This window comes from Pseudomonas shirazensis (assembly GCF_050496565.1).
GTDB classification, from domain to species: Bacteria; Pseudomonadota; Gammaproteobacteria; order Pseudomonadales; family Pseudomonadaceae; genus Aquipseudomonas; species Aquipseudomonas shirazensis_A.
The window spans coordinates 1-25,240 of record NZ_JBNWAE010000029.1 but is presented as its reverse complement, the minus strand read 5'-3'; the positions used below and the strand labels follow the sequence as shown (position 1 = coordinate 25,240).

Below are 25,240 nucleotides of genomic sequence, written 5' to 3'. Positions count from 1 at the left end.
CTCCTACAGAGACCGCGCATGTCGGCGATGCGCGGTGCCTGTAGGAGCGGCCTTGTGACGCGATTGGGGCGCGCAGCGGCCCCGGCAACCTAACGGCCAAACACCATCGCGAAATCCACCCTGACCCGCTCTGCGCCAGCGCAGCGAGGCGTGCTCTTGATCTTGATCTACCGGCGACTCAGGAGGCCGAGCGCAGGTCTTGCGAAGGGAGGTGCCGACCATGGAGGCCGGCAAGCGCTGCGGGCCAGGAGGCCCGTACAGCGCGGTCCTCCCGGGAGCGAGACCGAAGCGAGGGAACCCCGCAGCGCAGCGAAGGGGCCGGATGTGGAGCCAAGCGTTTTTTTGGTTACTTTTTTGGGGCGTTTGCCAAAAAAGTGACTCGCCGTAAGGGCGAAAGGGGCCCATATGACCACCATCGCAAACGGATAAGCCCACAGCAATGGTGAACGACCCGGAGATCGCTGGGGCCGCTACGCGACCCAATCGCGACACAAGGCCGCTCCTACAAAGACCGCGCTTGGCAAACCATGGCCCCATCTACGCCATCACAAAGGCTTGCCACGATTGCCATGCTGGCTGACAAACTCCTGCACCACTTTCAGGTCATTGGCCAACACCGTACAGCGCTCTTCCCGCTCAAACAGATCAGTCAGATGCGCCGGCAATTCCAATGCCTTGCCCACCCCAGCCTTCTCCACCGCCTCGGGGAATTTGACCGGATGGGCCGTACCCAACACCACCATCGGCGTATCCAGACTGCGCCGGCACTCACGCGCCGCATGCACGCCAATCGCCGTGTGCGGATCAAGCACTTCACCCGTGCTGGCAAACACCTCGGCAATGGTCGTGCAGGTCTGCTCATCGCTGACCGCCAGCGAATCGAACAGCTTGCGCGCTTCGGTCCAGCGGTCCTGCTCGACGCTGAAACCACCACCCTGCTTGAAGTTGGCCATCAACTCGGCAATCGCCGCACCGTTGCGCCCATGCAGGTCGAACAGCAGCCGCTCGAAGTTGGACGACACCATGATGTCCATCGACGGTGACAGCGTCGCGTGAAGGGTTTCCTTGACGTACTGATTGCCGCTCATGAAGCGGTGCAGGATGTCGTTGCGGTTGGTCGCGACGATCAGCTGGCTGATCGGCAGGCCCATGTTGCGCGCCAGGTAACCGGCAAAGATGTCGCCGAAGTTGCCGGTCGGCACCGAGAACGCCACCGAACGCGCCGGCCCGCCCAACTGCAGGGCTGCGTGGAAGTAGTAGACGATCTGGGCCATGATCCGCGCCCAGTTGATCGAGTTCACCGCCACCAGGCGCGTGCCTTTGAGGAACGACTGGTCGGCGAAGCTGGCCTTGACCATCTCCTGGCAATCGTCGAAGTTGCCTTCGATGGCGATGTTGTGGATGTTCTCGCCAAAGATGGTGGTCATCTGCCGACGCTGCACTTCCGATACGCGCTGATGCGGGTGCAGGATGAAGATGTCGACGTTGTCGCAACGGCGGCAGCCTTCGATAGCGGCCGAGCCGGTGTCGCCGCTGGTAGCACCAACGATCACCACCCGCTCGTTGCGCTTGGCCAATACGTGATCGAGCAGGCGGCCGAGCAGTTGCAGGGCAAAGTCCTTGAACGCCAGGGTCGGGCCGTGGAACAGCTCCAGTACCCATTCGTTGGAGCCCAGCTGGCGCAGCGGCGCCACTGCCGCGTGGGCGAAGGCGCCGTAGGTTTCTTCGAGGATCTTCTTGAAGTCGGCGTCGGCAATGCTGCCGGCCACGAACGGACGCATCACCCGGAAGGCCAGCTCGTGGTACGGCAGGCCGGCCCACGAGGCGATTTCTTCATGGGTAAAGCGCGGCAGGTTCTCCGGCACATACAGGCCGCCATCGCTGGCAAGACCGGCAAGCAGGACGTCTTCGAAGTTCAGGGCCGGTGCCTGGCCGCGAGTGCTGATATAGCGCATGGTGCAAACCTTCAATGCTGGGGCCCGGGCCGCAGAAGCGGCCCGATGGCGAAATTAGTTGAGCTGCTCGACGCGGATGCGCACGACCTTGCCGACTACATCCTGCAGGCTCTCCAGAGCCAGGATCGCGTCGTTGATGTGCTCCTCGACCACGCGGTGCGTAACCAGGATCATTGGCACCAGGCCGTCCTGCTCCTCGGCTTCCTTCTGCATGATCGACTCGATGTTGATCCCGCGCTCGGAGAGAATGCTCGCGACCTGAGCCAGCACACCAGGGTGATCCTTGGCCTGGATGCGCAGGTAGTAGGCGCTCTGGCAGGCTTCGATCGGCAGGATCGGGTGGTCCGACAGCGAATCCGGCTGGAAGGCCAGGTGCGGCACGCGGTTTTCCGGGTCAGAGGTCATCGCCCGTACCACGTCGACCAGGTCAGCGATCACCGACGAAGCAGTCGGCTCCATGCCGGCGCCAGCGCCGTAGTACAGGGTCGAACCAGCGGCATCGCCATTGACCATGACCGCGTTCATCACGCCATTGACGTTGGCGATCAGGCGGTCGCTCGGGATCAGCGTCGGGTGCACGCGCAGCTCGATACCGGCCTCGGTGCTACGGGCCACGCCCAGGTGCTTGATGCGATAGCCCAGCGCCTCGGCATAGTTGACGTCGGCAGTGGTCAGCTGGGTGATGCCCTCGGTGTAGGCCTTGTCGAACTGCAGCGGGATACCAAAGGCAATCGAGGCCAGAATGGTCAGCTTGTGCGCGGCATCGATGCCTTCGACGTCGAAGGTCGGATCGGCTTCGGCATAACCGAGCGCCTGCGCTTCGGCCAGCACATCGGGGAACGCCCGGCCTTTTTCGCGCATCTCGGTGAGGATGAAGTTACCGGTGCCGTTGATGATCCCGGCCAGCCAGTTGATGCGGTTGGCCGAAAGCCCCTCGCGGATCGCCTTGATCACCGGAATACCACCGGCAACGGCGGCTTCGAAGGCAACGATAACGCCCTTCTCGCGCGCCTTGGCAAAGATCTCGTTGCCATGCACGGCGATCAGCGCCTTGTTCGCGGTAACCACATGCTTGCCGTTCTCGATGGCCTTGAGGACCAGATCACGGGCAATGGTGTAGCCGCCGATCAGTTCGATGACGACGTCGATTTCCGGGTTGCTGGCAACCTCGAATACGTCAGCGGTAATGGGGGTACCGGTAATCTGACAGTTCGGGTTCTGCGAGCGCATGGCAATCTGAGCAACTTCAATACCGCGCCCGGCACGACGGGCAATCTCCTCGGCGTTGCGTTGAAGTACATTGAAGGTACCGCCACCGACGGTCCCCAACCCACAGATGCCTACTTTGACCGGTTTCACTGTGAACTCCCCATAGAACGGCCGGCACTCGGCCGACCGTGAAAACTACCGCCGCCGCATGGCGACGGCGCACTGAATTGAATTACTTGCTGCCGGCAGCCAGGGCCAGCTTGGCCACTTGCGGGGCCGGTTGGTAGCCCGGAATCACCTGCCCGCTTTCGAGCACGATGGCTGGCGTGCCGTTGACACCGATCGACTGGCCCAGCTGGAACTGCTTGCCCACCGGGTTGACACACTTGGCCGCTTTGACGTCCTTGCCGTCGGCCATCTTGTCCATCGCCGCGCGGCGGTCGCTGGAGCACCAGACGGCCTGCAACTGCTCGTCACCGGTCGAACCCAGGCCCTGGCGCGGGAAGGCGACATAACGCACTTCGATACCGCGACGGTTGAGCTCGGGCACTTCGGCGTGCAGCTTGTGGCAGTACGGGCAGGTGGTATCGGTGAACACGGTGATATGCGACTTGGTTTCGCCCTTGGCAGGATAAACCACCATCTCGGCAGCTGGAATGCCGTTGATGAGCTTGGCGATACCCTGGCGCTCGGTCTTCTCGGTCAGGTTGACCGGCTTGCCGTCGGCGATCTGGAACAGGTAACCCTGCATGACGAACTGGCCGTCGGCGCTGGCATAGAGCACGCGGCCGCCCTGCAGCTTGACTTCATAGAGGCCATTGAGCGGGCTGCTGGCGACGCTCTCGATCGGCACTTCCAGCTCGAGGGTCTGCAGGCTCTTGCGGATTGCCTGCTCGGCGCCGCTGGTGGTCTCGCTGGTTGCAGCCACAGCAAATGTACTGGCCAGCGCCAGGGCGGCGGCGGCAATGATACGGGTCACGCGCATGGGGTACTCCTGAAGACGGACCGGGCCGAAGACGTCACCTGCGGGTAAAAAACCGCGGCGACCGTGCGGCCCTTGGTGCAAACCGCCCAAGCCTACCACATCAGGCTGTGCTGAATGAGCCCTCAGCGACCGCTCGGCGCAACATGAATTTGCTTCATCCACGCGGGTGGTGCTGTGCGTGCAACTGCTGCAGCCGTGCCTTGGCTACATGGGTGTAGATCTGCGTGGTCGACAGATCACTGTGGCCCAGCAGCATCTGTACTACGCGCAGGTCTGCACCGTGGTTGAGAAGGTGCGTGGCGAAGGCATGACGCAGGGTGTGCGGCGAAAGGGCCTTGTCGATTCCGGCAACCTTGGCCTGGTGCTTGATCCGGTGCCAGAAGGTCTGCCGGGTCATCTGCTCGCCGCGCAGGCTGGGGAACAGCACATCGCTGGGCCGCTCGTTGAGCAGCTCGGGGCGGCCATGACGCATGTAGCGCTCCAGCCACAGCACCGCTTCCTCACCCATTGGCACCAGCCGTTCCTTGCTGCCCTTACCCATTACCCGCACCACGCCCTGGCGCAGATTGACCTGATCAAGGGTCAGACTGATCAGCTCGGTAACGCGCAAACCACAGGCATACAACACCTCAAGCATGGCCCGATCACGCTGACCAATAGCCTCACTGAGATCGGGCGCCTGCAGCAACGCCTCGACGTCAGCCTCCGACAGCGACTTGGGCAGTGGCTTGCCCAGTTGCGGCATGTCGATCTGCAGGGTGGGATCGACGGCGATCAGCTTCTCCCGCAGCAGGTAGCGAAAGAAGCCCCGCAGGCCGGAGATGAAACGCGCTGTCGAGCGCGGCTTGTAGCCTTGATCCAGGCGCCAGGCCAAGTGATCGAGAATCAACGCTCGACCAGCATCCGGCAGGGCCACGCCATGCTCCTGCAGCCAGCCGTTGAACAGCGCAAGGTCACTGCGGTAGGACACGCGGGTGTTGTCGGACAGGCCTTTCTCAAGCCATAGCGCATCGAGAAACTGGTCGATCAAGGGGTGGTCAAGGGCGGGCATGCACAGTCGCTATCCAGTGAAGATGGGCTGAGTGTTTCACAGCCGCCGACAGGCTGTCATCGGTGCTCGGCATAGCAGCCGTCAGAACCCGGCCAGGACCGGCACCGGGCGTTTGTCCTCGTCGATGGCGACAAAGCTGAAGACCCCATGAATGGCGCGCTCGCGGCCATCCAGATACATGTTCTCGACGAACACATCGACCTGTACCTGCAGGCTGGTATTGCCCACCTTGATCACAGTGCCGACCAGCTCGACGATGGTCCCGGCCGGGATCGGGTGCTTGAAGTCGATGCGATCAGTTGACACGGTCACCAACGGCAAACGGCAAAAGCGCGTGGCGGCGATGAACGATACTTCGTCCATCCAGGCCAGCGCGGTGCCGCCAAACAAGGTGTTGTGGTGGTTGGTGGTGTTGGGGAACACCGCCTTGGTCACGCGGGTTACCGACAGTTCGGTGCGGCGCTGGATTTCCTGCTCGCGGGTATTGGTCATGGTCATGTCACATCACTAAGGCAAGGTTGTAGAAAGCAAAAAAGCAGCCCGAAGGCTGCTTTTTTTCTCGCATGGCGGCCGCAGCCGCCAGTCAAACTGTACTCAGGACAGTTTTTCTTTGATGCGAGCGGCTTTGCCGGACAGGTCACGCAGGTAGTACAGCTTGGCTTTACGCACGTCACCACGACGTTTCACGGCCAGGCTGTCGATCTGCGGGCTGTAGGTCTGGAAGGTACGCTCAACGCCAACGCCGCTGGAGATCTTGCGCACGGTGAAAGCGCTGTTCAGACCGCGGTTACGCTTGGCGATAACAACGCCTTCGAATGCCTGCAGACGGGACCGATCACCTTCCTTCACTTTAACCTGAACGACAATGGTGTCGCCTGGTGCGAAGGTAGGGATTTCCTTGCTCATCTGCTCTGCTTCGAGCTGCTGGATGATTTTGTTAGTCATGCTGTGCTCCTAAGGTGGAAAACGTGATCCACCATCGATACGTTAACTATCGTTCCGCTCGCGGAGGTATTCCTCGAGCAGCTTTTTCTCTTCTCCAGAAAGTGAGCGACTTTCCAGAAGATCGGCGCGACGTTCGAAGGTCCTACCAAGGGACTGCTTCATCCGCCATCGCCGGATATGTGCATGGTTGCCACTTAGCAACACGTCGGGTACACGCTGATCCGCATACACCTCAGGTCGGGTGTAGTGCGGGCAATCCAGCAAGCCATCGGTGAAGGAGTCTTCCTCCGCCGAGCCTACATGCCCTAAAGCTCCGGGCAGCAGCCGCGTAACCGCATCGATCAGTACCATGGCCGGCAGCTCGCCACCGGAAAGTACATAGTCACCAATCGACCACTCTTCATCGACATGAGCCTCAATAAAGCGCTCGTCAATGCCTTCGTATCGGCCGGCGATCAGGATCAAAGATTCCTGTTCGGCCAAGCCTTGAACCGCCTGCTGATTCAGCTTGCGGCCCTGTGGCGAGAGGTAGATCACCTTCGCCGTTGCTCCGGTCGCTTGCCTGGCGCTAGCCAGTGCATCTTCCAGAGGCTTGATCTTCATCACCATCCCCGGACCACCGCCAAACGGCCGATCATCCACCGTATGGTGACGATCTGTGGTGTAGTCCCGCGGATTCCAGCAAGTGACTTGCAACAAGCCCTGCTTCACCGCGCGGCTGGTAATGCCGTACTCAGTAATGGCCGAGAACATCTCGGGGAACAACGTGATGACTTCTACGCGAAGGTTACCCATCAGTTAGAAATCCGCGTCCCATTCGACCCGCATCACGCCGGCTTCAAGGTCGACTGCAAGCACGCATTGCGCCGTATAGGGCAACAGACGCTCACGGTCATCCAGGCTGCCTGCACAAGGCTTGACCACCATTACATCGTTCGCGCCGGTCTCCAACAGGTGATCAACCGTGCCGAACAGATGCTCGTCCTGGTTGATGACTTTCAGACCTTGCAACTGGTACCAGTAGTACTCGTCGTCAGTCAGGTTGGGCAAAAGGCTTCGCGAGATACAAATCTCGTAACCGCTCAGAAGACGTGCTTCGTCACGATCGTCGAGGCCCTTGAGCTTGGCGACCAGCTCCTTTTTATTGGAACGGCCACTGACCAGCTCGACCTGTTTGACCGTCCCTTCGCGCCGAAGCGTCCAGTTCTGGTAATCCAACAGGTTTTCAATCGGATCGGTAAAGGAATAAACCTTCACCTCGCCGCGAACGCCGTGTACCGAAAAAATCTTGCCAACGACGATGAGGTCGTCAGCCTTTTCTGGCGTCGCGTTCATACTGTTCAGGCAGCAGCCTTGGCAGCTTCCTTCAGCAGCTGAGCAACACGCTCAGACGGCTGCGCGCCAACGCTCAACCAGTGAGCAACGCGGTCTTGTTTAACGGACAGACGAACTTCCTGACCACGAGCGACTGGGTTGAAGAAGCCAACCTGTTCGATGTGGGAGCCGTCACGCGGGTTACGCGAGTCGGTTACGGTCAGTTGGTAGAACGGGCGCTTTTTGGAGCCGCCACGGGCAAGACGAATGGTAAGCATTGAACATCGTTCCTGTAGTCGGTGCTGCAAATCATGATGCACAGCGGGCACACGGGTGCCCGAAAGGCCGCATATTCTCAAGGAATATCCGGACATTTGCAAATGCCTTTTTCACCAGGCTGTTCACCCTGAAAAAAGACCTGCCTGCCGATCTGCGATAATGCTGCCTCTCGCAAGGCAGCGGTGTCCCCGCCGAAGCGGGATCCCGGCCAGCCGCGCCTTAGCGCCACTGGCCTGAGTAGGGTTACATCTTGGGCATGCCGCCACCTGGCATCATGCCGCCAAGGCCGCGCATCATCTTCGACATGCCGCCCTTGGTGGAAAATTTCTTCATCATCTTCTGCATTTGCTTGTGCTGCTTGATCAGCCGGCCGACGTCCTGCACCTGGGTGCCGGAGCCGAGGGCGATGCGGCGCTTGCGCGAACCGCTGATCAAATCGGGATCGCGGCGCTCGGCCGGGGTCATCGAGTTGATCATCGCTTCCATTTGCTTGAACTGCTTCTCGGCCGCGCCCTGGGCATTGCCCATCTGCGACAGGTTGACCCCGCCGATGCTCGGCAGCTTGTCCATCAGGCCGCCGAGGCCGCCCATGTTCTTCATCTGCTGCAGCTGATCGCGGAAGTCTTCAAGGTCGAAGCCCTTACCCTTCTTCAGCTTCTTGGCCAGCTTGTCGGCCTTGGCCTTGTCGATGGTCTGCTCGGCCTGCTCGATCAGGCTGAGCACGTCGCCCATGCCGAGGATGCGCGAGGCGATACGGTCAGGGTGGAACGGCTCGAGCGCGTCGCTCTTCTCGCCCATACCAATGAACTTGATCGGCTTGCCAGTGATCGAGCGTACCGACAGCGCGGCACCGCCACGGGCGTCACCGTCGACCTTGGTCAGCACTACGCCGGTCAGCGGCAGCGCATCACCAAAGGCCTTGGCGGTATTGGCGGCATCCTGACCGGTCATGGCGTCGACCACGAACAGGGTCTCAACCGGCTTGACCGCGGCATGCAGCGCCTTGATCTCGTCCATCATGTCGCTGTCGATGTGCAGACGACCGGCGGTGTCGAGAATGACCACGTCGATGAACTTGAGCTTTGCCTCGCGGATCGCCGCTTCAGCGATGGCCACAGGCTTCTGGCTGATGTCGGACGGGAAGAAGGTCACGCCGACTTCACCGGCCAGGGTTTCCAGCTGTTTGATCGCTGCCGGACGGTAGACGTCGGCCGATACCACCATCACCGACTTTTTCTTGCGCTCTTTAAGGAAGCGCGCCAGCTTGCCGGCAGTGGTGGTCTTGCCCGCACCCTGCAGGCCGGCCATCAGCACCACGGCAGGCGGGGCGGCGTTCAGGGCGAGGTCTTCGTTGGCCGCGCCCATCAGGCTTTCGAGTTCGGCCTGGACGATCTTCACGAACGCCTGGCCAGGGCTCAGGCTGCGCGACACCTCGGTGCCGATCGCACGTTCCTTGATGCTGTTGACGAAATCCTTGACCACCGGCAGCGCAACGTCGGCTTCGAGCAACGCCATGCGCACTTCGCGCAGCGTGTCCTTGATGTTGTCTTCGGTCAGCTTGGCCTTGCCGGTGACATGGCGCAGCGTCTGTGACAGGCGGTCGGTCAGGTTTTCGAACATGGTGATCCTTTCAGGCTTGGCAAAGCCGCGATTTGTCAGGCGCCCCGGCGGCAATCGACACGCACGGGGAACAGCAAGCCGGCGATTATAGCGGAGACTTGACGCCGCGCACACCATGTACAGGACCATCGGCCCAATCACCCGCAGCGCAGGGTCTGCGCTGGATCAACGCCAGAGCCGTGCGTCGGCCTTCCTTGGCACCCGCGTTCTATGCCAAACTCGCGGTCTTCCCGGGCTTGCCTATCAGGACTTATGCTCTCTTCACCCAGCCTCATCCCCAATCTGCTCGCCGCCGGCCTTTATATTGCCGCTGCGATCTACCACAGCATGCGCCTGGCCCAGGGCACGCGTGCCGACAAGCGCCTGCTCGGCCTGCTCGGCACGATCGCGGTCATCGCCCAGGCCGGCGCGCTGTTCTTCCAGTTGATCACCCCGCTGGGACTGAGCCTGGACTTCTTCAGCGCCTCGAGCCTGATCGCCGTCGCAGTGATCGCCCTGACCCTGCTGGCGTGCCTGCGCATTCCGGTGGAGAACCTGCTGGTCCTGCTGTTCCCGCTCGGTGCGATCACCGCCCTGCTGGCGCAGTTCGCCCCCGCCGGTACAGTGCCGCTGGTCAACGAAGAACCGGGCATCCTTGCCCATATCCTGCTGTCGATCCTGGCGTACGGGCTGTTCACCATCGCCGTGTTCCAGGCGCTGCTGCTGTTGCTGCAGGACTACCAGCTCAAGCACAAGCACCCGTCCGGGCTGATCCGCAACTTCCCGCCGCTGCAAACCATGGAAAGCCTGCTGTTCGGCTTCCTCTGGGCCGGCTGGGCACTGCTGTCGCTGTCGCTGATCTCGGGCTGGCTGTTCCTCGACAACCTGTTTGCCCAGCACCTGGTGCACAAGACCTTGCTCGCCTGCGTGGCGTGGGTGGTGTTCAGCGTGCTGCTGTGGGGCCGCACCCGCCTGGGCTGGCGCGGACACAAGGCGATCCGCTGGACCCTGGCCGGTTTCTGCCTGCTGATGCTGGCCTATTTCGGCAGCAAGCTGGTACGCGAATTCATCCTGCATATCTGACGGTGGTCCATGGATAGTCTGCCGCTGTTCGTCCAGTTGCACGCGCCACTGCTGGGTTGCCTGGCCCTGGCGCTGCTGTGGGCGGCCTTGTTCACTGCGGTCGATAGCGCCCGCCAACAACTCAACGCGCAACCACGCGGCACAGAGCCTGCCGCACCGGTCTTGCCGGCTCAGGCGCTGGTGTTCGGCGCCAGCCTGGGCAAGCTGCTGGTGTTTGGCCTGGGCTGCCTGCTGGGTCAGCGCTACAGCGGCGAGCACGGCTTCTGGCTCGGCGGCCTGATGGCTGCGGTAGCGGTGTTGGTACTGGCCGAGTACCTGCCGCGGCGGATGGTGCGGCGTAATCCGGAAGCGTTCGTCAGCCTTGGCGCCAACCTGCTGAAGTTGCCGCTGACCCTGCTGCAACCGCTGGCGTGCCTGCTCGACGGCATCGCCAAGCTCATCCTGCGCCCGTTCCGCCCGGCGCCTACCGCGGTTGCGCTGCACCCACAGCATAACGACGATGACGATCAGGACGAGTTCGAAGCCCAGCGCCACGGCCTGCTCGATGGCTTGCGCTCACTTGACGAGATCACCGTCAATGACATTCTGGTGCCACGCAACGAAGTCGACGGGATCAACCTCGACGACCCCATCGAACGCATCATCGAACAATTGATCGTCAGCCGGCATACCCGCCTGCCGGTATTTCACAACGACATCAACCAGGTCGAAGCAATCCTCAATACCAAGCTGATCAGCCATCTGCTGCCACACGCCGAGCTGACCCTGGAAGCGATTGCCGCCGCCTGCTACGAGCCGTACTTCGTGCCCGAAAGCACGCCACTGCAGATGCAGTTGCTGAACTTCCACAAGCAGCAACGGCGCCTTGGCGTGGTGGTCGATGAATACGGCGAAGTGCTGGGCATCGTCACCCTGGAAGACATCCTCGAAGAAATCGTCGGCGAGTTCGAAGACGAGCAAAGCCCGCAGAACCCGCACATTCATCCGCAGGCCGATGGCCGCTTTGTCATCGAAGGCGCCGCCTCGCTGCGCGAGGTCAACCGCAGCCTGGGCTGGCATCTGCCCTGTGACGGCGGGCCGAAGACCCTCAACGGCTTGGTCACCGAGGCACTGGAAAGCATCCCGGCCAGTGCCGTGTGCCTGAAGATTGGCCGCTACCGGCTGGAAATCCTTGAAACCGAAGACAATTGTGCGAGCAAGGTACTGGTCTGGACCGTGACCCGCTAGCTATACTCGGGTCACGCTTACCCAGCCCTGCCGTCGCGCCCGCTACCCGCATGTGGCGCCACACGGCCAGTCCGCTCCACTGATGCACCCCGCGCGCCTGCCTCACCATCCTGAACAGTGCCCGCTCCCCCTCGCCTACCCCCAGGGCTTTGATCAGTCGAGCGACCCACAACAATTCGCTGCAGCGCCTGTGCGCGCGCACCTGCCTGGTTGGCCTGCGCCGGCCATGCAGCTTCGACTGTCAGGGATCTACGCAGATGACCACCAGCAGCAGTACCTATTCCGAATCGACCCCGGCAGCACCGGTCAACTCGCCCGCGCGAGTGGCTACCGCCAGCTTTATCGGCACCGCGATCGAGTTCTACGACTTCTATGTCTATGCCACCGCCGCGGCGCTGGTGATCGGCCCGGTGTTCTTCCCGTCCGGCTCGGGCACCGCGCAGATGCTCGCGGCGTTTCTGACCTTCGGCATCGCCTTCATGGCGCGGCCGCTGGGTTCCGCCCTGTTCGGCCATTTTGGCGACCGCATCGGCCGTAAATCGACTTTGGTTGCCTCGCTGCTGCTGATGGGCGTGTCGACCACGCTGATCGGTGTACTGCCGGGCTACGACAGCATTGGCGTATGGGCACCGATCATCCTGTGCATCCTGCGCTTTGGCCAAGGCCTGGGCCTGGGTGGCGAATGGGGCGGCGCAGCACTGCTGGCCACAGAGAACGCCCCGCCGGGCAAGCGCGCCTGGTTTGGCATGTTCCCGCAACTTGGCCCGTCGATTGGTTTTCTGGCGGCCAACGGGCTGTTCCTTGGCCTCGCTCTGGGCCTGAGTGACGAGCAGTTCCGTGAGTGGGGCTGGCGCATCCCGTTCCTGCTCAGCGCCGCACTGGTGCTGGTCGGCCTGTATGTGCGCCTCAAGCTTGAAGAGAGCCCGGTGTTCGCCAAGGCCATTGCCGACAATCAGCGAGTGAAGATGCCGGTGGTGGATGTCTTTGCCAAACACTGGCGGCCAACCCTGCTCGGCGCTGCGGCCATGGTCGTGTGCTATGCGCTGTTCTACATCTCGACGGTATTCTCGCTCAGTTATGGCGTGAGCACCCTTGGCTACAGCCGCGAGACTTTCCTCGGCCTGCTGTGCTTTGCGGTGGTGTTCATGGCCCTGGCCACGCCGCTGTCGGCCTGGCTCAGCGACCGCTACGGGCGTAAACCGGTGCTGATCGTCGGCGCACTGCTGGCCATTGCATCGGGCTTCACCATGGAGCCACTGCTGACCTCGGGCTCGACCGCCGGGGTGGCGCTGTTCCTGGCCATCGAACTGTTCCTGATGGGGGTGACCTTCGCGCCGATGGGCGCACTGCTGCCCGAGCTGTTCCCGACCCAGGTACGTTATACCGGCGCGTCGGCGGCGTATAACCTGGGCGGTATCGTCGGCGCCTCGGCGGCACCGTTCTTTGCCCAGAAGCTGGTGAGCATGGGCGGTTTGAGCTGGGTTGGCGGCTATGTGTCGGCGGCAGCGCTGATCAGCCTGCTGGCTGTGCTGTGCCTGAAAGAGACGCGCAACGCGCACCTCTGATAGCAGTTGGGGCTGCAAGGCAGCCCCATTGCGGGATCAGAACTCGACCTTGACCGCCTGCGCTGAACGGGTCGCCTTGGCCCGTGCGGCCTCGATCGACTCGTCACGCGCCAGGCACACGCCCATGCGGCGCTGGCCGTCGATTTCGGGCTTGCCGAACAGGCGGATCGCCGTGTCCGGCTCGCTCAGGGCAGCGCCAAGGTTGGCGAAGCTGGTCTGCTGCGACTTGCCTTGCGGCAGGATCACCGCCGACGCCGACGGACCAAACTGACGCACCAGTGGAATCGGCAGGCCGAGGATCGCCCGTGCGTGCAGGGCAAACTGCGACAGGTCCTGGGAAATCAAGGTGACCAGGCCAGTGTCATGCGGGCGCGGCGAGACTTCGCTGAACCACACCTGATCGCCTTTGACGAACAGCTCGACGCCGAACAGGCCACGCCCGCCGAGGGCATCGGTGACTGCCTGGGCGACGCGCTGCGACTCGGCCAAAGCCTTGGCGCTCATCGCCTGTGGCTGCCACGACTCTTGATAGTCACCCTTCTCCTGACGATGGCCGACCGGCGCAAGGAAGGTGGTGCCACCGACGTGGCGCACGGTCAGCAGGGTGATCTCGTATTCAAAGTCGATAAAGCCTTCGACGATGACCCGGCCCTTGCCGGCGCGGCCGCCTTCCTGGGCGTAGTCCCAGGCTTGTTGCAGATCATCGGCGCTGCGCAGCAGGCTCTGGCCCTTGCCCGACGAACTCATCACCGGCTTGACCACGCACGGGTAGCCGAGGTCGTTGACGGCGCTGGCGTAGTCTTCGAAGGTGTCGGCGAAGTGGTACGGCGAGGTCGGCAGGTCCAGCTCTTCGGCGGCCAGGCGACGAATGCCTTCGCGGTTCATGGTCAGCTGAGTCGCGCGTGCGGTTGGCACCACGTTGAAGCCTTCGTTTTCCAGCTCGACCAGGGTCGCAGTGGCGATGGCTTCGATTTCAGGGACGATGTAGTGCGGTTTTTCTGCCTCGATGACTGCCCGCAGCGCAACCCCATCAAGCATGTTGATGACGTGGCTGCGGTGCGCGACCTGCATGGCCGGCGCATTGGCGTAGCGGTCGACGGCGATCACTTCGACGCCCAGGCGCTGCAGCTCGATCACCACTTCTTTGCCCAGCTCGCCGCAGCCGCACAGCAGTACACGGGTCGCGGTCGGCGACAGTGGAGTTCCGATACGGGTCATTTCAGGTCCTCGTGGGCGTGCGGGGCGGCGTCAGGCTGAGCGCTACCCGCTGAAAAAGGACCGGTATTCTACAACAGCCGTGGCGCTCAGCGCAGCAGCGCTGCCTTGCGAGCCCGCCAGGTCATCGCCAGCCAAACGGCGCTGACGCCGGCAAACTTCGAGGCCATGGCGGTGCCGACCACAAGCGGCGTCAACGCGCCGATCATGCCGAAGAAGATGAAGGTGTCGACCGGAATGCTCAGCGCCGAACTCAGCCACAGGCGATCGCGCAGCGGCCGTTTGGTGATACTGAACACCAGCCAGTCGATCAGTTCGGAGACAAAGAACGCGGTGGCGCTGGCCAGGGCGATGGCCGGCTCCGAGGTGATGTACGACAGCACCAGCGCGGCCAGCATCGCCACCAGCGCGCCGTGGCCAAAGCGGGTTTGCACCATGTCACGCAAGATGAACACCAGCCCGCCCCAGGCAGACCAGATCACGTCCAGGTGCGGAGCGCTGGAAAACGCATAGTTGATCAGCACTACGCTGCTGATATAGGCGAGCAGATAGAACATGGCGGGCGACCTTCGGGCAAGCCGCACAGATTACTTGATTTTCAAGTCAACGCCAGCCTCACAGGCCAACAATCATCCCGGATGCCAGCGCCCGCTCATGGCACAGCCTGAGCACCTGGCGACGTTCGTCGTTATCCATCCGCCCCCAGCGGCTGATCTCGACCACGCTGCGCTGGCAACCAGTGCAGATATCCTGCTCATCCAGCGCGCAGATGTTGACGCAGGGCGAGCTGACCGGGCGTTCGACTTCGCTCATGTCAGTCTTCCTGCACAGCCAGGTCGCGGGCATAGCGCTCGGCGTTGTGCACGTAGTGAGCGGCGCTGGCTTCGAGCATGGTTTTTTGCGCATCGGTCAGCTCGCGCACGACCTTGCCCGGCGAGCCCATTACCAACGAGCCGTCGGGGATTTCCTTGCCTTCGGCAATCAGCGCATTGGCGCCGATGATGCAGTGTTTGCCGATACGCGCGCCGTTGAGCACCACCGCGTTGATGCCGATCAGGCTGTGGTCGCCAACCGTGCAGCCATGCAGCATGGCGTTGTGGCCAATGGTCACGCCCTTGCCGATGGTCAGCGGCGAGCCCATGTCGGTGTGCATCACGGTGCCGTCCTGGACATTGCTGCCCTCGCCGATGTCGATCAGCTCGTTGTCGCCGCGCAGCACCGCGCCAAACCATACGCTCGCCCCCGCCTGCAGGCGCACCTTGCCGATCAGCATGGCGGTCGGTGCCGTCCAACTGGTGGGATGGGTCTCTACGCGCATGTCACCCAGGCGGTACTTCATGGTTGGCTCCTCACGGTCGGCGGCTTGGTGGGGTCGACCCCACTCAGATATTGATAAAGCGTTCAGGCGGCTGATGCAGGCTGATGCCCGCGTCATACAACAGGTTGACCAGCTCGACGATCATGATCGCCGACAACCCCCAGATCTTGTAGCCCTCGTAGCGATAGCTGGGCACGTACCAACTGCGGCCCTGATAATCGATGCGGTGGGTGTGGTCGCGCGGATCCTGACGGAAGAACTCCAACGGTACGCTGAATACAGCGGCAATTTCGGCGTCGTTGGGCCGGTACTCGACATAGTCAGGGATCAACCCGACGAACGGCGTCACCTTCAGGCCATGCAGCGAAATCAGCGGGCTGAGCGGCCCGATCACTTCCACCAGGCCAGGCGGCAGGCCGATCTCTTCATGGGCTTCGCGCAGGGCGGTGAACACCAGGTCGGGGTCTTCCGGGTCACGCCGGCCACCGGGAAACGCCACTTCGCCGCCATGGGTCGACAGGCCCTTGGCCCGCAGGGTCAAGACCAGCTCAGGCTCGTCGCTGCGGGTGATGGGCAGCAGCACCGCCGCTTCCGGAAAACGACGGTCACCCGCCATGGCCGCGGGGGTATGGTTGCTCATTCGGCGCAACAGCTCGTCCAGCATACGCACTCTCGATTGCAAGGCCTGCCGTGCATGATGCACCAAAAGCTGCGGGCCACCCAAGCCCTGGCCGACCGGCACTTGCTGGGCGACGGCAAGGCGCGCCAAGATAGGCGTCTATAAAGGGAGCAACGCATGAATTTCTGCAGCGCGTGCGGCAAGCCGGTCATCCAGCGCATCCCCGACGGCGACAGCCGCCTGCGCTACGTCTGCGATCATTGCCAGACCATCCACTACCAAAACCCCAACATCGTCGCCGGGGTGCTGCCGACCCATGGCAGCCAGGTGCTGCTGTGTCGCCGCGCCATCGAGCCGCGCCGCGGCTTCTGGACCCTGCCCGCAGGCTTCATGGAGAACGGCGAGACCATCGATCAGGCCGCCCGTCGCGAAACCGTCGAAGAAGCCTGCGCCAGGGTCGGCAAAATGAGCCTGTATCAACTGTTCGACCTGCCGCACATCAATCAGGTGCACCTGTTCTTCCGTGCCGAACTGGCCGATCTGGACTATGCCGTCGGCGTCGAAAGCCTGGAGGTGCGTTTGTTCGAGGAGCATGAGATCCCGTGGGACCAGCTGGCTTTTCGCACAGTCGCACGCACACTAGAATGCTATTATCGCGACCGCATCGAGCAGCACTTCCCCATAGGCCATGAGTACGTGGCGCCGATGACCGTTGCGCCGCCCATTACCTAGTCTGCAGGGATACCGTTTCATGCGTTGGTTGCTAGCCCTTATCTGCTGTGGTGTCGCTTCGGTGTCGCAAGCGGCGTTTACCGAAGTCATCATTCGCAAGCCGCAAGGCCAGGTGCAAACCCAGGCGCCCGTGCAACAGCAACAGCAGCAGACCCAGCAACCGCTGATCGACAAGGTACTGGTGCTCAAGTCCGAACGCCGCCTGCAACTGATCAGCCGCGGCGAGCCGCTCAAGACCTACCGCATCTCGCTGGGCAAGCAGCCCAAGGGCGCCAAGGAGCGCGAAGGCGACAAGCGCACCCCGGAAGGTTTCTACTGGCTCGACTGGCGCAAGGCCAGCGACCGCTACAACCTGGCCATGCACATCTCCTACCCGAACATCACCGACGCCGCCAAGGCCCGCCGCGCAGGCGTACCCGCCGGCAGCATGATCATGATCCACGGCACGCCGCTGGATGAGGAATACCCGGAGTGGTATTTCCATACCCTGGACTGGACCGAGGGCTGTATTGCCATGCGCAATGCCGATATGCGCGAGGTCTGGAGCATGGTCAAGGACGGCACCATGATCGAGATCCGGCCGTAAGACGCCCAGACCAGCGCGGTCTCTGTAGGAGCGGCCTCGTGTCGCGAAAGGCGCGCGAAGCGGGCCCGGCAATTTGGGGTGCTGCACAAATCCTGGGGCCGCTGCGCGACCCTTTCGCGACACAAGGCCGCTCCTACAGGGGGCAGCGTGCAATCGAATGAGAGTGAAAGGGATGGGCCTGAGGTTACGGCTCCAGGCAAGATAATTCCTACATGATTCGCGCATTTGCCTGACACCCTTTGTCGGTGCGGTACGGCATATTTTCCCCCACCCAACTTTTTAGAATTTCCGCAAAGAAGCACGCAAACCGTGCCTTAGTTGCGGAAGTTCACCATGCCTACTTGCCTGCCCTATGTAGCTCGACTGATGCTTATCACCCTCATGCTGGGTCTGACGGGTACAGCAAAGGTGCTCGCCGACGACCCCGCCAGCCAGCAGATACGTGATCAACAACGCGCGCTGCAGCAAATCGAGCAGCATCAGCGTTTACAGCAGTGGCAGCGCCGGGGGCGGGTCGACCGCGCTGTCGATTCGCAGTCATCAGACTCGCCCGATCACGTGTGCTGGACCGTCTCCGGCGTGCGCATCACCGGCAACAAGCAGATTTCCAGCGCCGACCTTGAACAGCACCTGCGGCCACTGCTGCCTTTCTGCATGGGCGTGGCCGACCTCAATCGCCTGCTCAAAGCGATCACCGAGCTCTATGTGCACGCAGGTTATCCCGCCAGCCGACCGTACCTGGCCCGGCAACCAGCGACGGGTAAGCCACTCGAGGTGGTCATCCTGGAAGGCTTCGTCGAGTCGATCCAGCTTGCCGATCCTGACCTGCCGCTGTCGCTGCGCGGCGCCTTTCCCGACATGCTTGGCAAACCGTTGTACTTGCCCGACCTGGAACAGGGGCTGGATCAGCTCAATCGCCTGCGCGCCTACGACCTGACTGCCGCGCTGGTACCGGGCACCCTGCAAGGCGGCACCCAGATACTCATCGAGCCACGCGCAGTCGCTTCACGCTGGCACCTGGACAGCCGCCTGGACAACCGCGGCAGCCCGCTTACCGGTCGCCACCGGCTGAGCCTCGGCATCGGCGTGGACAGCCCGCTGCAGGTCAACGACGACCTGCGCCTGACCCTCAACGCCGCCGTGCTCGATGCGCCGGGCCAGAGCCAGGGCGCCAGCCTGTATTACAGCGTGCCCTACGGCCCGTGGACGTTCGCCGTCAACGCCAGCCAGCTGAGCTACCGAGCGCCTATCCCGGGTGCCAGTTACACCAGTAATGGCACCAGTAATTTTATGGGCGTGAGCGCCGAGCGCGTGCTCTGGCGCGGTCAGCACGGCATGCTCAGCGCCAGCGCGCGGCTTGACCGCAAGCAACTGCAAAACCGCCTCGACGACAGCCTGTTGCAACTACAGAGCCCGACCCTGACCACGCTTGAGTCCGGGGTCAACCTGCTGTGGCTGGATGCGGGCCTGTGGCACGGTTACCTCGGCATTGCCCGCGGCTTGGCCTGGCTGGGCGCAGACCCACCGGCCAGCGCAGCCGCACACCCCCAACCACAGTTTCTCAAGTACCGGGCGAATCTCCTGCATGTGCGCCAAGGGCCAGCGCAAAGCCCCTGGCGCTGGCAGAGCGAACTCAACCTGCAGTACAGCCGTGATGTGCTGCCGGCCATCGAACAGGTGCTGCTCAGCGACGACTCGGCGGTACGCGGTTTCCGAGCCTACAGCGTCGCCGGCGCCAGCGGCGCGGTCTGGCGCAACAGCGTAAGCCAACCTCTGGCCGTCCCCCTCCCTTTCGGCCTGCAACTACGCCCACAACTCAGCCTCGACCTGGGCTGGGCTCGCCTCGCGGGCGGCAGCCCCTGGCAACGACTGGCCGGGGCCGCCGCCGGCGTCGAGGTCAGCCTGCCGGGCAGCCGCCTGCGCCTCGATTACCAGTATCCGCTGTACGTCAGTGACCGTTCTCGACAGGCACTAGAGTCGGGTTTCTGGGTGCTGGACTGGAGCCTGTCCCTGTGATTCACCCACCACAACGAGAAAAAAAACAATGAGAAACCTTGCGCAACTCTCTCTGATTCAACCAGACACACTGCGTTGGGCGGTGTTTGTCGGCCTGTTCTGCACCGGGGCCGCCCTTGCTCAACCTGCATTGCAGCCCAGCACCGGCCCCGGCGGGACGCCCGTGATCAATCCGGCCCACGGCGTGCCGGTGATCGAAATCGTTGCGCCAAATGCCAATGGCCTGTCGCACAACCAGTTCATCGACTACAACGTCGGCAAGCCCGGGCTGGTGCTCAACAACGCGCTGCAGGCGGGCCAGTCGCAACTGGCCGGCGCCCTCGCGGCCAACCCGCAATTTCAAGGTCAGGCCGCTTCGACCATCCTCAACGAGGTGGTCAGCCGCAACGCCTCGCTGATTGAAGGCCCGCAGGAAATCTTTGGCCGCGCAGCCAACTACATCCTCGCCAACCCCAACGGCATCACCCTCAACGGCGGCAGCTTCATCAACACTACCCGGGCCGGCTTCGCGGTCGGCAGCGCAGAGGTTCAGGACCAGCAACTGAAACTGCTCGATACCTTGCAGGCGAGCGGCTCGTTGCAGGTACTGGACGGCGGTCAACGCAACGATGGCGGTGCGCTGGACCTGATCGCACCGCAGATTCACAGCAAGGGCGAGCTCAGCGCCAAGGACGACCTCAACATCACCGTTGGCCGCAATCGTCTGGATGCGGTGACCGGTAGCGTCGTCGAGCACCTCGCAGCGACGCCTTCGAGCATCGATGCCCAGCTGTTCGGCGCGATGCACGCCGGGCGTATCCGCGTCGTCAGTACCGGCGAAGGTGCCGGCGTGCGGGTCGGCGCGGTGCCGGTAGAGGGCCGTGACGGCGTCAGCATCAGTTCGGCAGGCGACCTGTTCATCAGCGGTGAGCCCGGCCAGGTCGCCACCCTGCGCAGCGAGCAGGGTCTGCTGGCACTGCAGGCCAGCGACAACCTGACCTTGCGCGCCGTTGATGGTCAGGCCAAACGTATCGAAGTCAAGGCCGGGCAGCAGCTGACCCTGGACACCACTACCCGCGAAACCATCGCCCGCGAGCAGGAGAACTGGGACAAGGGCTGGTGGTTCGTCACCACCGAAACCTACAAGCGCGACCGCACCAGCACCGAGCGCACCTTGCAAGGCACCACCTTGCAGGCTGAAGAAGCGGTCCAGTTGCAGTCAGGCGGCGACCTGCGCATGGTCGCCGCAACGCTGACCAGCGAGGGCCAGATCAACCTCGCCAGCGGCGGCAAACTGGACATCGATGCCGGGGTCGACAGCAAGCGCGTGGAACAGAGCATCCTCCATCGCAAGCACCTGTGGAATGGCGACAGTGACAGCGATGACTACCAGGAAACCGCCCGCGGCAGCCGTCTTCAGGCCGGCCAGGTCAGCGCCAGTGCCAGCGGCGCGATCACGGTACGCGGCAGTGAAGTGCACAGCAAAAGCGATGCACTTCTGCACAGTGGCCAGGGCAGCCTCGAGGTCACCAGCGCGCAGACGCAGTCAAGTTCCAACTCGCACAACCGCGACAGCAAGTTGTTCGGCATCTTCAGCAACAGCAAGGATAACGCCGAGCAACACGAACAAGCCCAGGGCAGCGAGGTGCAAGCGCAGAGCAACCTGCACCTGGCCAGTGCCGAGCAGATGCGCATTCACGGTTCCAGGCTCAAGGCGGGCGAGCAGTTGAAGGTCGCGGCCAAGGGCGACCTGCTGATCGACAGTGCCCAGTCTCGATCCCAGCAGCAGACTTCGACTCATCAACGCGGCCTCACTGCATCTGCCAAGCAGACCCAGGAGGCTGAGGATGGCAAGCCTGCTTCGCGCCAATATCAGGCGGGCGTGGGCTATCAGGTGGTCAATAACCAGCATGAGCAGCAAGACACCACCCAACTGGGCAGTGAGCTGCAAGCCGGCAGCGTCGAGCTGCACAGCGGCGCACACCTGCAAATCAACGGCTCACAGGTCAAGGCCAACCAAGGCGATCTGAACATCACCGCGCAGCAGACCACACTGGGCGCCATCCACAATCAGCACGAGTCCCTGGACAGCTCCAGCCAGAGCGGCGGCGGCCTGCTGTTGAGCGGCGGCATCGACAAGCTCGGCGCGGCCTTCGAAGGCCACCACAACCGCGATACGCAACAGCAAAAGGACAGCAAGGTGCAACGCAGCGAACTCTCTGCCACGGGCAACCTTCATATCAACAGCAAGCAACTGGTCACCGAAGCCGCACGGGTGACTGCCGGCGATGCCCTGCAAATCAACGCCGAGCACATCGACAACCGGGCGGTGCATGACACTGAAGAACGCGAGCACAACCGTAACGAGTGGAGCGCCAGCCTGGGTGGCAGCCTGGAATACCGCGGGCTCACCCGGCCGATCGAGCAACTGATCGCAGGCGGTGAAGGTCAGCGCTTCCAGCAGGCCTCTGTGGAGGATGCACTGGTCGCCCCGAGTGCCGGCGCCGACATGACTGTCGAGCATCTCAAACGCCTGGAAAACCAACGCCGCGGCTATGCGCAGGTCAGCGAGCTGAGCGGTGGCTCGGTGGTGGTGAAGGCAGACCGTATCGATGATCAAGGCACCGCATGGCGAGCCAATACCGGCACCTTGCAGATCGATGCCGACCGTCATCACATGGCAGCGGCGGTTGATCAGCAGCAGAGCAAGGTCGACCGCCTGGCCTATGGCGGCGACCTGCGGCTCGACACCAGCAGTGGCTCAGACATCAATGTCCGTGCCTCGGCCAAAGGCGATTCACTGGCGAGCTTTGTCAGCAAGGACACGGCGCGCCCAGGCAGCCTCTATGGCAAGCAAGGCATTCAGGTTCAGTTGGGCAGCGAAGGTCGCTATGAGGGCAGCCGCTTCGACGGTGGCGATGCGGGGGTAAGCCTGCACAGCGGCGGGCAACTGAGCCTGGTGCAGGCCACTGATCGGCACAGCGAGCAGCTCAACGGGGTCGAGGGCAACGCCTGGGCCAAAGGCGGCAACCGCCCCGGCAGCACGGGGGGTGAAGTGCGCGGCTATCTCAAGGGCGAGCAACGCACGCTCGACGATACGACTGCGCAGGTAGCCCAGATCGACGCCCAGGGCGACGTCAGCCTGAGCAGTGCTGGCGACCTGTTGCTGGAAGGCACGCGTATCGGCAGCCGTGCGGCCAAGGTCGCCAACGTCGATATAAACAGCGCCGGGCTGTTACAGGTCAAGGCCGCTACCTCAAGTCACGAGGCCCACGGCAACGCCCTCGGCGGCGGCCTGGAATTGGCCCTCAAGCAAGGCGATAGCCGCGGTGGTGCAGTCGGTGGCCACTTCAACAGTGGTCGTGTGGATGAGTCGTCGAGCCAGGCAGTGGATGCGCAGATCGATACCACCGGCAAGTTGGCCCTGGCCAGCAGCGCTCGCGAAGCAACTGCAGTGCACCTGCAAGGGCTGCAGGCGACAGCGGGGCAGATCGCGATCAGCGCAGACAACGGCGGCCTGCTGCTGGAAGGCTCATCCAACAGCGAGCGGCGGGACAACCTCGCCGTCACTGCCGGCGCCGGCTTCGCCCAATCCAGCGGCAGCCTCGACAGCCAAGGCTTGCACGGCCGGGTCAAGGTCAACCTCGACCAACGCGACAACCAGACCTGGAACACCAGTAACCTGCGCGCCGACCACATCGTCCTGACCAGCAGCGGCGACAGTCGCTTGCTGAGCGCGCGCCTGGATGCAGGACGCATCGACGCCGACATCGGTGGCGATCTGCTGGTTGCCAGCCGCAAGGATCAGGTCAACAACCTCAGCGTCGATGTTGATGCGCGCTTGAGCCGCGAGCGCAATCCGCAGGGCTTCAACAATGCCCTGGCTGCGTTGGCAGGTCCTGCGGGCGACAAGCTCACCGGCAAGTTCGGCAAGCAGGTCAGCAAGGTCGACCCAAGCCTGTCGCCTACGCTGAAACTGGACGTGTCGCAGGTTCAGCGCGACACCGTCAGCGAGCAAGCGAGTTTGAGTGGACGCGATGGAGTCCAGCTCAACGTCGGCGGCAAGCTGAAACTGGAAGGAGCCAAGCTGCAGTCAGGCAAAGGCCACGTGGAGGTGCAGGCGGCATCCGTCACCGAGCAGACCCTCTATGGCCGCGACTACCGCCGCGATGTTGCTGTGGATGCGTCCAATTCGCCGGTCGATCTGGGTACGGCATTGGTTGACGTGATCAAGAACAGCACTCGCGCTGATGGTGAGAATGCCTTGAATCTGGGCTTGCTGCGCACCAGCGGGCATAACCGCAGTGAGGAATGGGTATCGAGTACGGGCAGCAAGGGCGTGCGCTGATCGCTGAAACAGGCGCGGGGGTATCCCGCGCCGACTCCAATAACGATGCCAGTAAGAATCGGAAGATATTGAGTGCGTTAATAGAACTGGCCCTAAACCATAAAGTCAATGCAATGCAAACCTTCGGCTCGACAGGCAATAACCCGCTAAGAGAAACACACTGATTTTAGATGCATGACACCTCTCTTCCCCTCCGTACCCCCATTGCGACCGAACTGTATATGTAAGCCTTGCACAAAACTAGGCTGGTGAAACTGCGCACCAACTGGATAGGTTATGGATAATGATCCAAGGTTCGATGGACTTTCCCTCTTAACCATTGACTGTTTACCATCCGACCCGAGGTAATTACCCCAAAGGTACGCACCGAAAGTATTAGTATCAGTAATGTAGTATTCAAACGTCACCGTAACTGGTTGCTCAAGTGGGGTCGTGAAATCAGTTATTGCAAAATCCACTCTACTCCAGCCAGAGGGCTCAACTTTATCATCCCATTGAAACTCACGAGCAGAGCCAACTTGTACAATTTCAGCCCGCGCAGTGGGCGAACCATAACTACCCAGCACACCATACATTGACAGCATTGAAGTCAAAGGAACCCACACATTATCAGGGCGTCTGCCCAACGGTACATTGGAAAAATCTTCACAACCCAGGTTTTGTAAAACATCCCAGACGTCCGACTCCGGATTTGTGTCATATACGGCTCTAGCCTTGAACGCATAAGCCTTTAACGTCAGCCCTGTTAGGGGGCTCGTCCATGCTCCACCGGCTCCCACTCGTTCTGTTTTGAGCACATTGTCGCCATCAACAATCTGCACTTGCTGCTCAGCTGACGCCGTCCCACTCAAGATTAGGCTCCTCGACATTACCGAGCCACCATTGGGCACCGGTTTGCCCTTGTCATCTATCACCGAATTGATGATCGGTTTCACCGCAACCACTACGGTCACATTCCAGGCATCGGATGCAGGATTGCTGCCGTACATGCCATGGGCCTTCAGGGCATAGGCCTTTGCGGGCAGGCCGGTTAGCGTGGTGTGCCAGTCGCCGCTGGCATTGGCGGTCGCTTCTCCCACCTTGTCATTCCCATTGCGGATTTCCAACTTCTGACTGGGCGACGCCTTGCCGACCAATTTCAGCGTGGTCGACACCGTCGAGCTGTCTTTGGAAACGTCCTTGTCCTTGTCATCCTTCACCGAGATGAGGGTTGGG

At 62.3% G+C, this 25,240-nt stretch carries 22 protein-coding genes and 1 pseudogene; 7 read left to right on the top strand and 16 right to left on the bottom strand.

From position 1 onward, the window contains the following. Positions 1 to 545: 545 nt before the first annotated feature. The 10 genes from thrC to ffh all read right to left on the bottom strand — a co-directional run bounded on the left by thrC (position 546) and on the right by ffh (position 9,358). A complete protein-coding gene (thrC, locus tag ACQZ2L_RS24845; RefSeq protein ID WP_430328278.1) occupies positions 546 to 1,955 on the bottom strand; it encodes a threonine synthase in 1,410 nt (469 codons plus the stop codon). Between the two features lie 54 nt (positions 1,956 to 2,009). Then, on the bottom strand, positions 2,010 to 3,314 hold the full coding sequence (locus ACQZ2L_RS24840; RefSeq protein WP_430328277.1) for a homoserine dehydrogenase: 1,305 nt from the start codon (positions 3,312 to 3,314) through the stop codon (positions 2,010 to 2,012). Between the two features lie 82 nt (positions 3,315 to 3,396). Further along, entirely contained in the window at positions 3,397 to 4,149 is a 753-nt protein-coding gene (locus ACQZ2L_RS24835) for a DsbC family protein (protein ID WP_430328276.1), read from the bottom strand. A gap of 154 nt (positions 4,150 to 4,303) precedes the next feature. Beyond that, positions 4,304 to 5,200, bottom strand: coding sequence for a site-specific tyrosine recombinase XerD (xerD, locus tag ACQZ2L_RS24830; RefSeq protein WP_430328275.1), 897 nt, complete (start codon positions 5,198 to 5,200; stop codon positions 4,304 to 4,306). Between the two features lie 81 nt (positions 5,201 to 5,281). Next, positions 5,282 to 5,692 (bottom strand): acyl-CoA thioesterase, encoded by a 411-nt coding sequence (locus ACQZ2L_RS24825; RefSeq protein ID WP_101317103.1) that lies wholly within the window; start codon positions 5,690 to 5,692, stop codon positions 5,282 to 5,284. A 102-nt stretch (positions 5,693 to 5,794) separates the two neighbouring features. Next, positions 5,795 to 6,145: a 50S ribosomal protein L19 gene (gene rplS, locus ACQZ2L_RS24820; protein ID WP_023629812.1), complete on the bottom strand. Its 351-nt coding sequence runs from the start codon at positions 6,143 to 6,145 to the stop codon at positions 5,795 to 5,797. A gap of 42 nt (positions 6,146 to 6,187) precedes the next feature. Next, the gene (gene trmD / locus ACQZ2L_RS24815) at positions 6,188 to 6,940 is read right to left on the bottom strand and encodes a tRNA (guanosine(37)-N1)-methyltransferase TrmD (protein ID WP_430328274.1); all 753 of its coding nucleotides are present in this window, start codon (positions 6,938 to 6,940) and stop codon (positions 6,188 to 6,190) included. 3 nt (positions 6,941 to 6,943) lie between these two features. Further along, positions 6,944 to 7,480 carry a ribosome maturation factor RimM gene (gene rimM, locus ACQZ2L_RS24810; protein ID WP_101317099.1) on the bottom strand — a complete coding sequence of 179 codons (537 nt, stop codon included), beginning with the start codon at positions 7,478 to 7,480 and terminating at the stop codon, positions 6,944 to 6,946. A gap of 5 nt (positions 7,481 to 7,485) precedes the next feature. Beyond that, on the bottom strand, positions 7,486 to 7,737 hold the full coding sequence (rpsP, locus tag ACQZ2L_RS24805; protein WP_101317097.1) for a 30S ribosomal protein S16: 252 nt from the start codon (positions 7,735 to 7,737) through the stop codon (positions 7,486 to 7,488). Positions 7,738 to 7,981: 244 nt separating this feature from the next. Then, the gene (gene ffh / locus ACQZ2L_RS24800) at positions 7,982 to 9,358 is read right to left on the bottom strand and encodes a signal recognition particle protein (RefSeq protein WP_101317095.1); all 1,377 of its coding nucleotides are present in this window, start codon (positions 9,356 to 9,358) and stop codon (positions 7,982 to 7,984) included. 252 nt (positions 9,359 to 9,610) lie between these two features. Between ffh and ACQZ2L_RS24795 the strand changes: the two genes are divergently transcribed. From ACQZ2L_RS24795 to ACQZ2L_RS24785, 3 genes are all read left to right on the top strand, one after another. Beyond that, complete coding sequence (locus ACQZ2L_RS24795; RefSeq protein WP_207072494.1) at positions 9,611 to 10,420, top strand: cytochrome C assembly family protein; 810 nt, start codon at positions 9,611 to 9,613, stop codon at positions 10,418 to 10,420. Between the two features lie 9 nt (positions 10,421 to 10,429). Further along, positions 10,430 to 11,647 carry a transporter associated domain-containing protein gene (locus ACQZ2L_RS24790; RefSeq protein WP_430328273.1) on the top strand — a complete coding sequence of 406 codons (1,218 nt, stop codon included), beginning with the start codon at positions 10,430 to 10,432 and terminating at the stop codon, positions 11,645 to 11,647. Positions 11,648 to 11,904: 257 nt separating this feature from the next. Next, entirely contained in the window at positions 11,905 to 13,212 is a 1,308-nt protein-coding gene (locus ACQZ2L_RS24785) for an MFS transporter (protein ID WP_430328272.1), read from the top strand. Between the two features lie 36 nt (positions 13,213 to 13,248). Here the strand turns inward: ACQZ2L_RS24785 and purT are convergent, their stop codons facing one another. The 5 genes from purT to ACQZ2L_RS24760 form a co-directional block, all read right to left on the bottom strand. Continuing rightward, entirely contained in the window at positions 13,249 to 14,430 is a 1,182-nt protein-coding gene (gene purT, locus ACQZ2L_RS24780) for a formate-dependent phosphoribosylglycinamide formyltransferase (RefSeq protein WP_101317087.1), read from the bottom strand. Between the two features lie 86 nt (positions 14,431 to 14,516). Next, a complete protein-coding gene (locus ACQZ2L_RS24775; protein WP_101317085.1) occupies positions 14,517 to 14,984 on the bottom strand; it encodes a VUT family protein in 468 nt (155 codons plus the stop codon). Between the two features lie 58 nt (positions 14,985 to 15,042). After that, on the bottom strand, positions 15,043 to 15,240 hold the full coding sequence (locus ACQZ2L_RS24770) for a DUF1289 domain-containing protein (RefSeq protein WP_430328271.1): 198 nt from the start codon (positions 15,238 to 15,240) through the stop codon (positions 15,043 to 15,045). Between the two features lies 1 nt (position 15,241). Further along, positions 15,242 to 15,766 carry a gamma carbonic anhydrase family protein gene (locus tag ACQZ2L_RS24765; protein ID WP_430328270.1) on the bottom strand — a complete coding sequence of 175 codons (525 nt, stop codon included), beginning with the start codon at positions 15,764 to 15,766 and terminating at the stop codon, positions 15,242 to 15,244. 43 nt (positions 15,767 to 15,809) lie between these two features. Then, the gene (locus tag ACQZ2L_RS24760) at positions 15,810 to 16,409 is read right to left on the bottom strand and encodes a CoA pyrophosphatase (protein WP_101317079.1); all 600 of its coding nucleotides are present in this window, start codon (positions 16,407 to 16,409) and stop codon (positions 15,810 to 15,812) included. A gap of 132 nt (positions 16,410 to 16,541) precedes the next feature. Between ACQZ2L_RS24760 and ACQZ2L_RS24755 the strand changes: the two genes are divergently transcribed. The 4 genes from ACQZ2L_RS24755 to ACQZ2L_RS24740 all read left to right on the top strand — a co-directional run bounded on the left by ACQZ2L_RS24755 (position 16,542) and on the right by ACQZ2L_RS24740 (position 24,025). After that, on the top strand, positions 16,542 to 17,096 hold the full coding sequence (locus ACQZ2L_RS24755) for an NUDIX hydrolase (protein ID WP_430328269.1): 555 nt from the start codon (positions 16,542 to 16,544) through the stop codon (positions 17,094 to 17,096). Positions 17,097 to 17,115: 19 nt separating this feature from the next. Beyond that, positions 17,116 to 17,682, top strand: a complete 567-nt coding sequence (locus tag ACQZ2L_RS24750) for a L,D-transpeptidase family protein (protein WP_430328268.1) — start codon at positions 17,116 to 17,118, stop codon at positions 17,680 to 17,682. A gap of 333 nt (positions 17,683 to 18,015) precedes the next feature. Then, entirely contained in the window at positions 18,016 to 19,698 is a 1,683-nt protein-coding gene (locus tag ACQZ2L_RS24745; RefSeq protein ID WP_430328267.1) for a ShlB/FhaC/HecB family hemolysin secretion/activation protein, read from the top strand. Between the two features lie 28 nt (positions 19,699 to 19,726). After that, positions 19,727 to 24,025: a hemagglutinin repeat-containing protein gene (locus tag ACQZ2L_RS24740; protein ID WP_430328266.1), complete on the top strand. Its 4,299-nt coding sequence runs from the start codon at positions 19,727 to 19,729 to the stop codon at positions 24,023 to 24,025. A gap of 146 nt (positions 24,026 to 24,171) precedes the next feature. Here ACQZ2L_RS24740 and ACQZ2L_RS24735 read toward each other — a convergent pair. Beyond that, positions 24,172 to 25,240: pseudogene (locus ACQZ2L_RS24735) on the bottom strand (hypothetical protein); the annotation flags it as partial.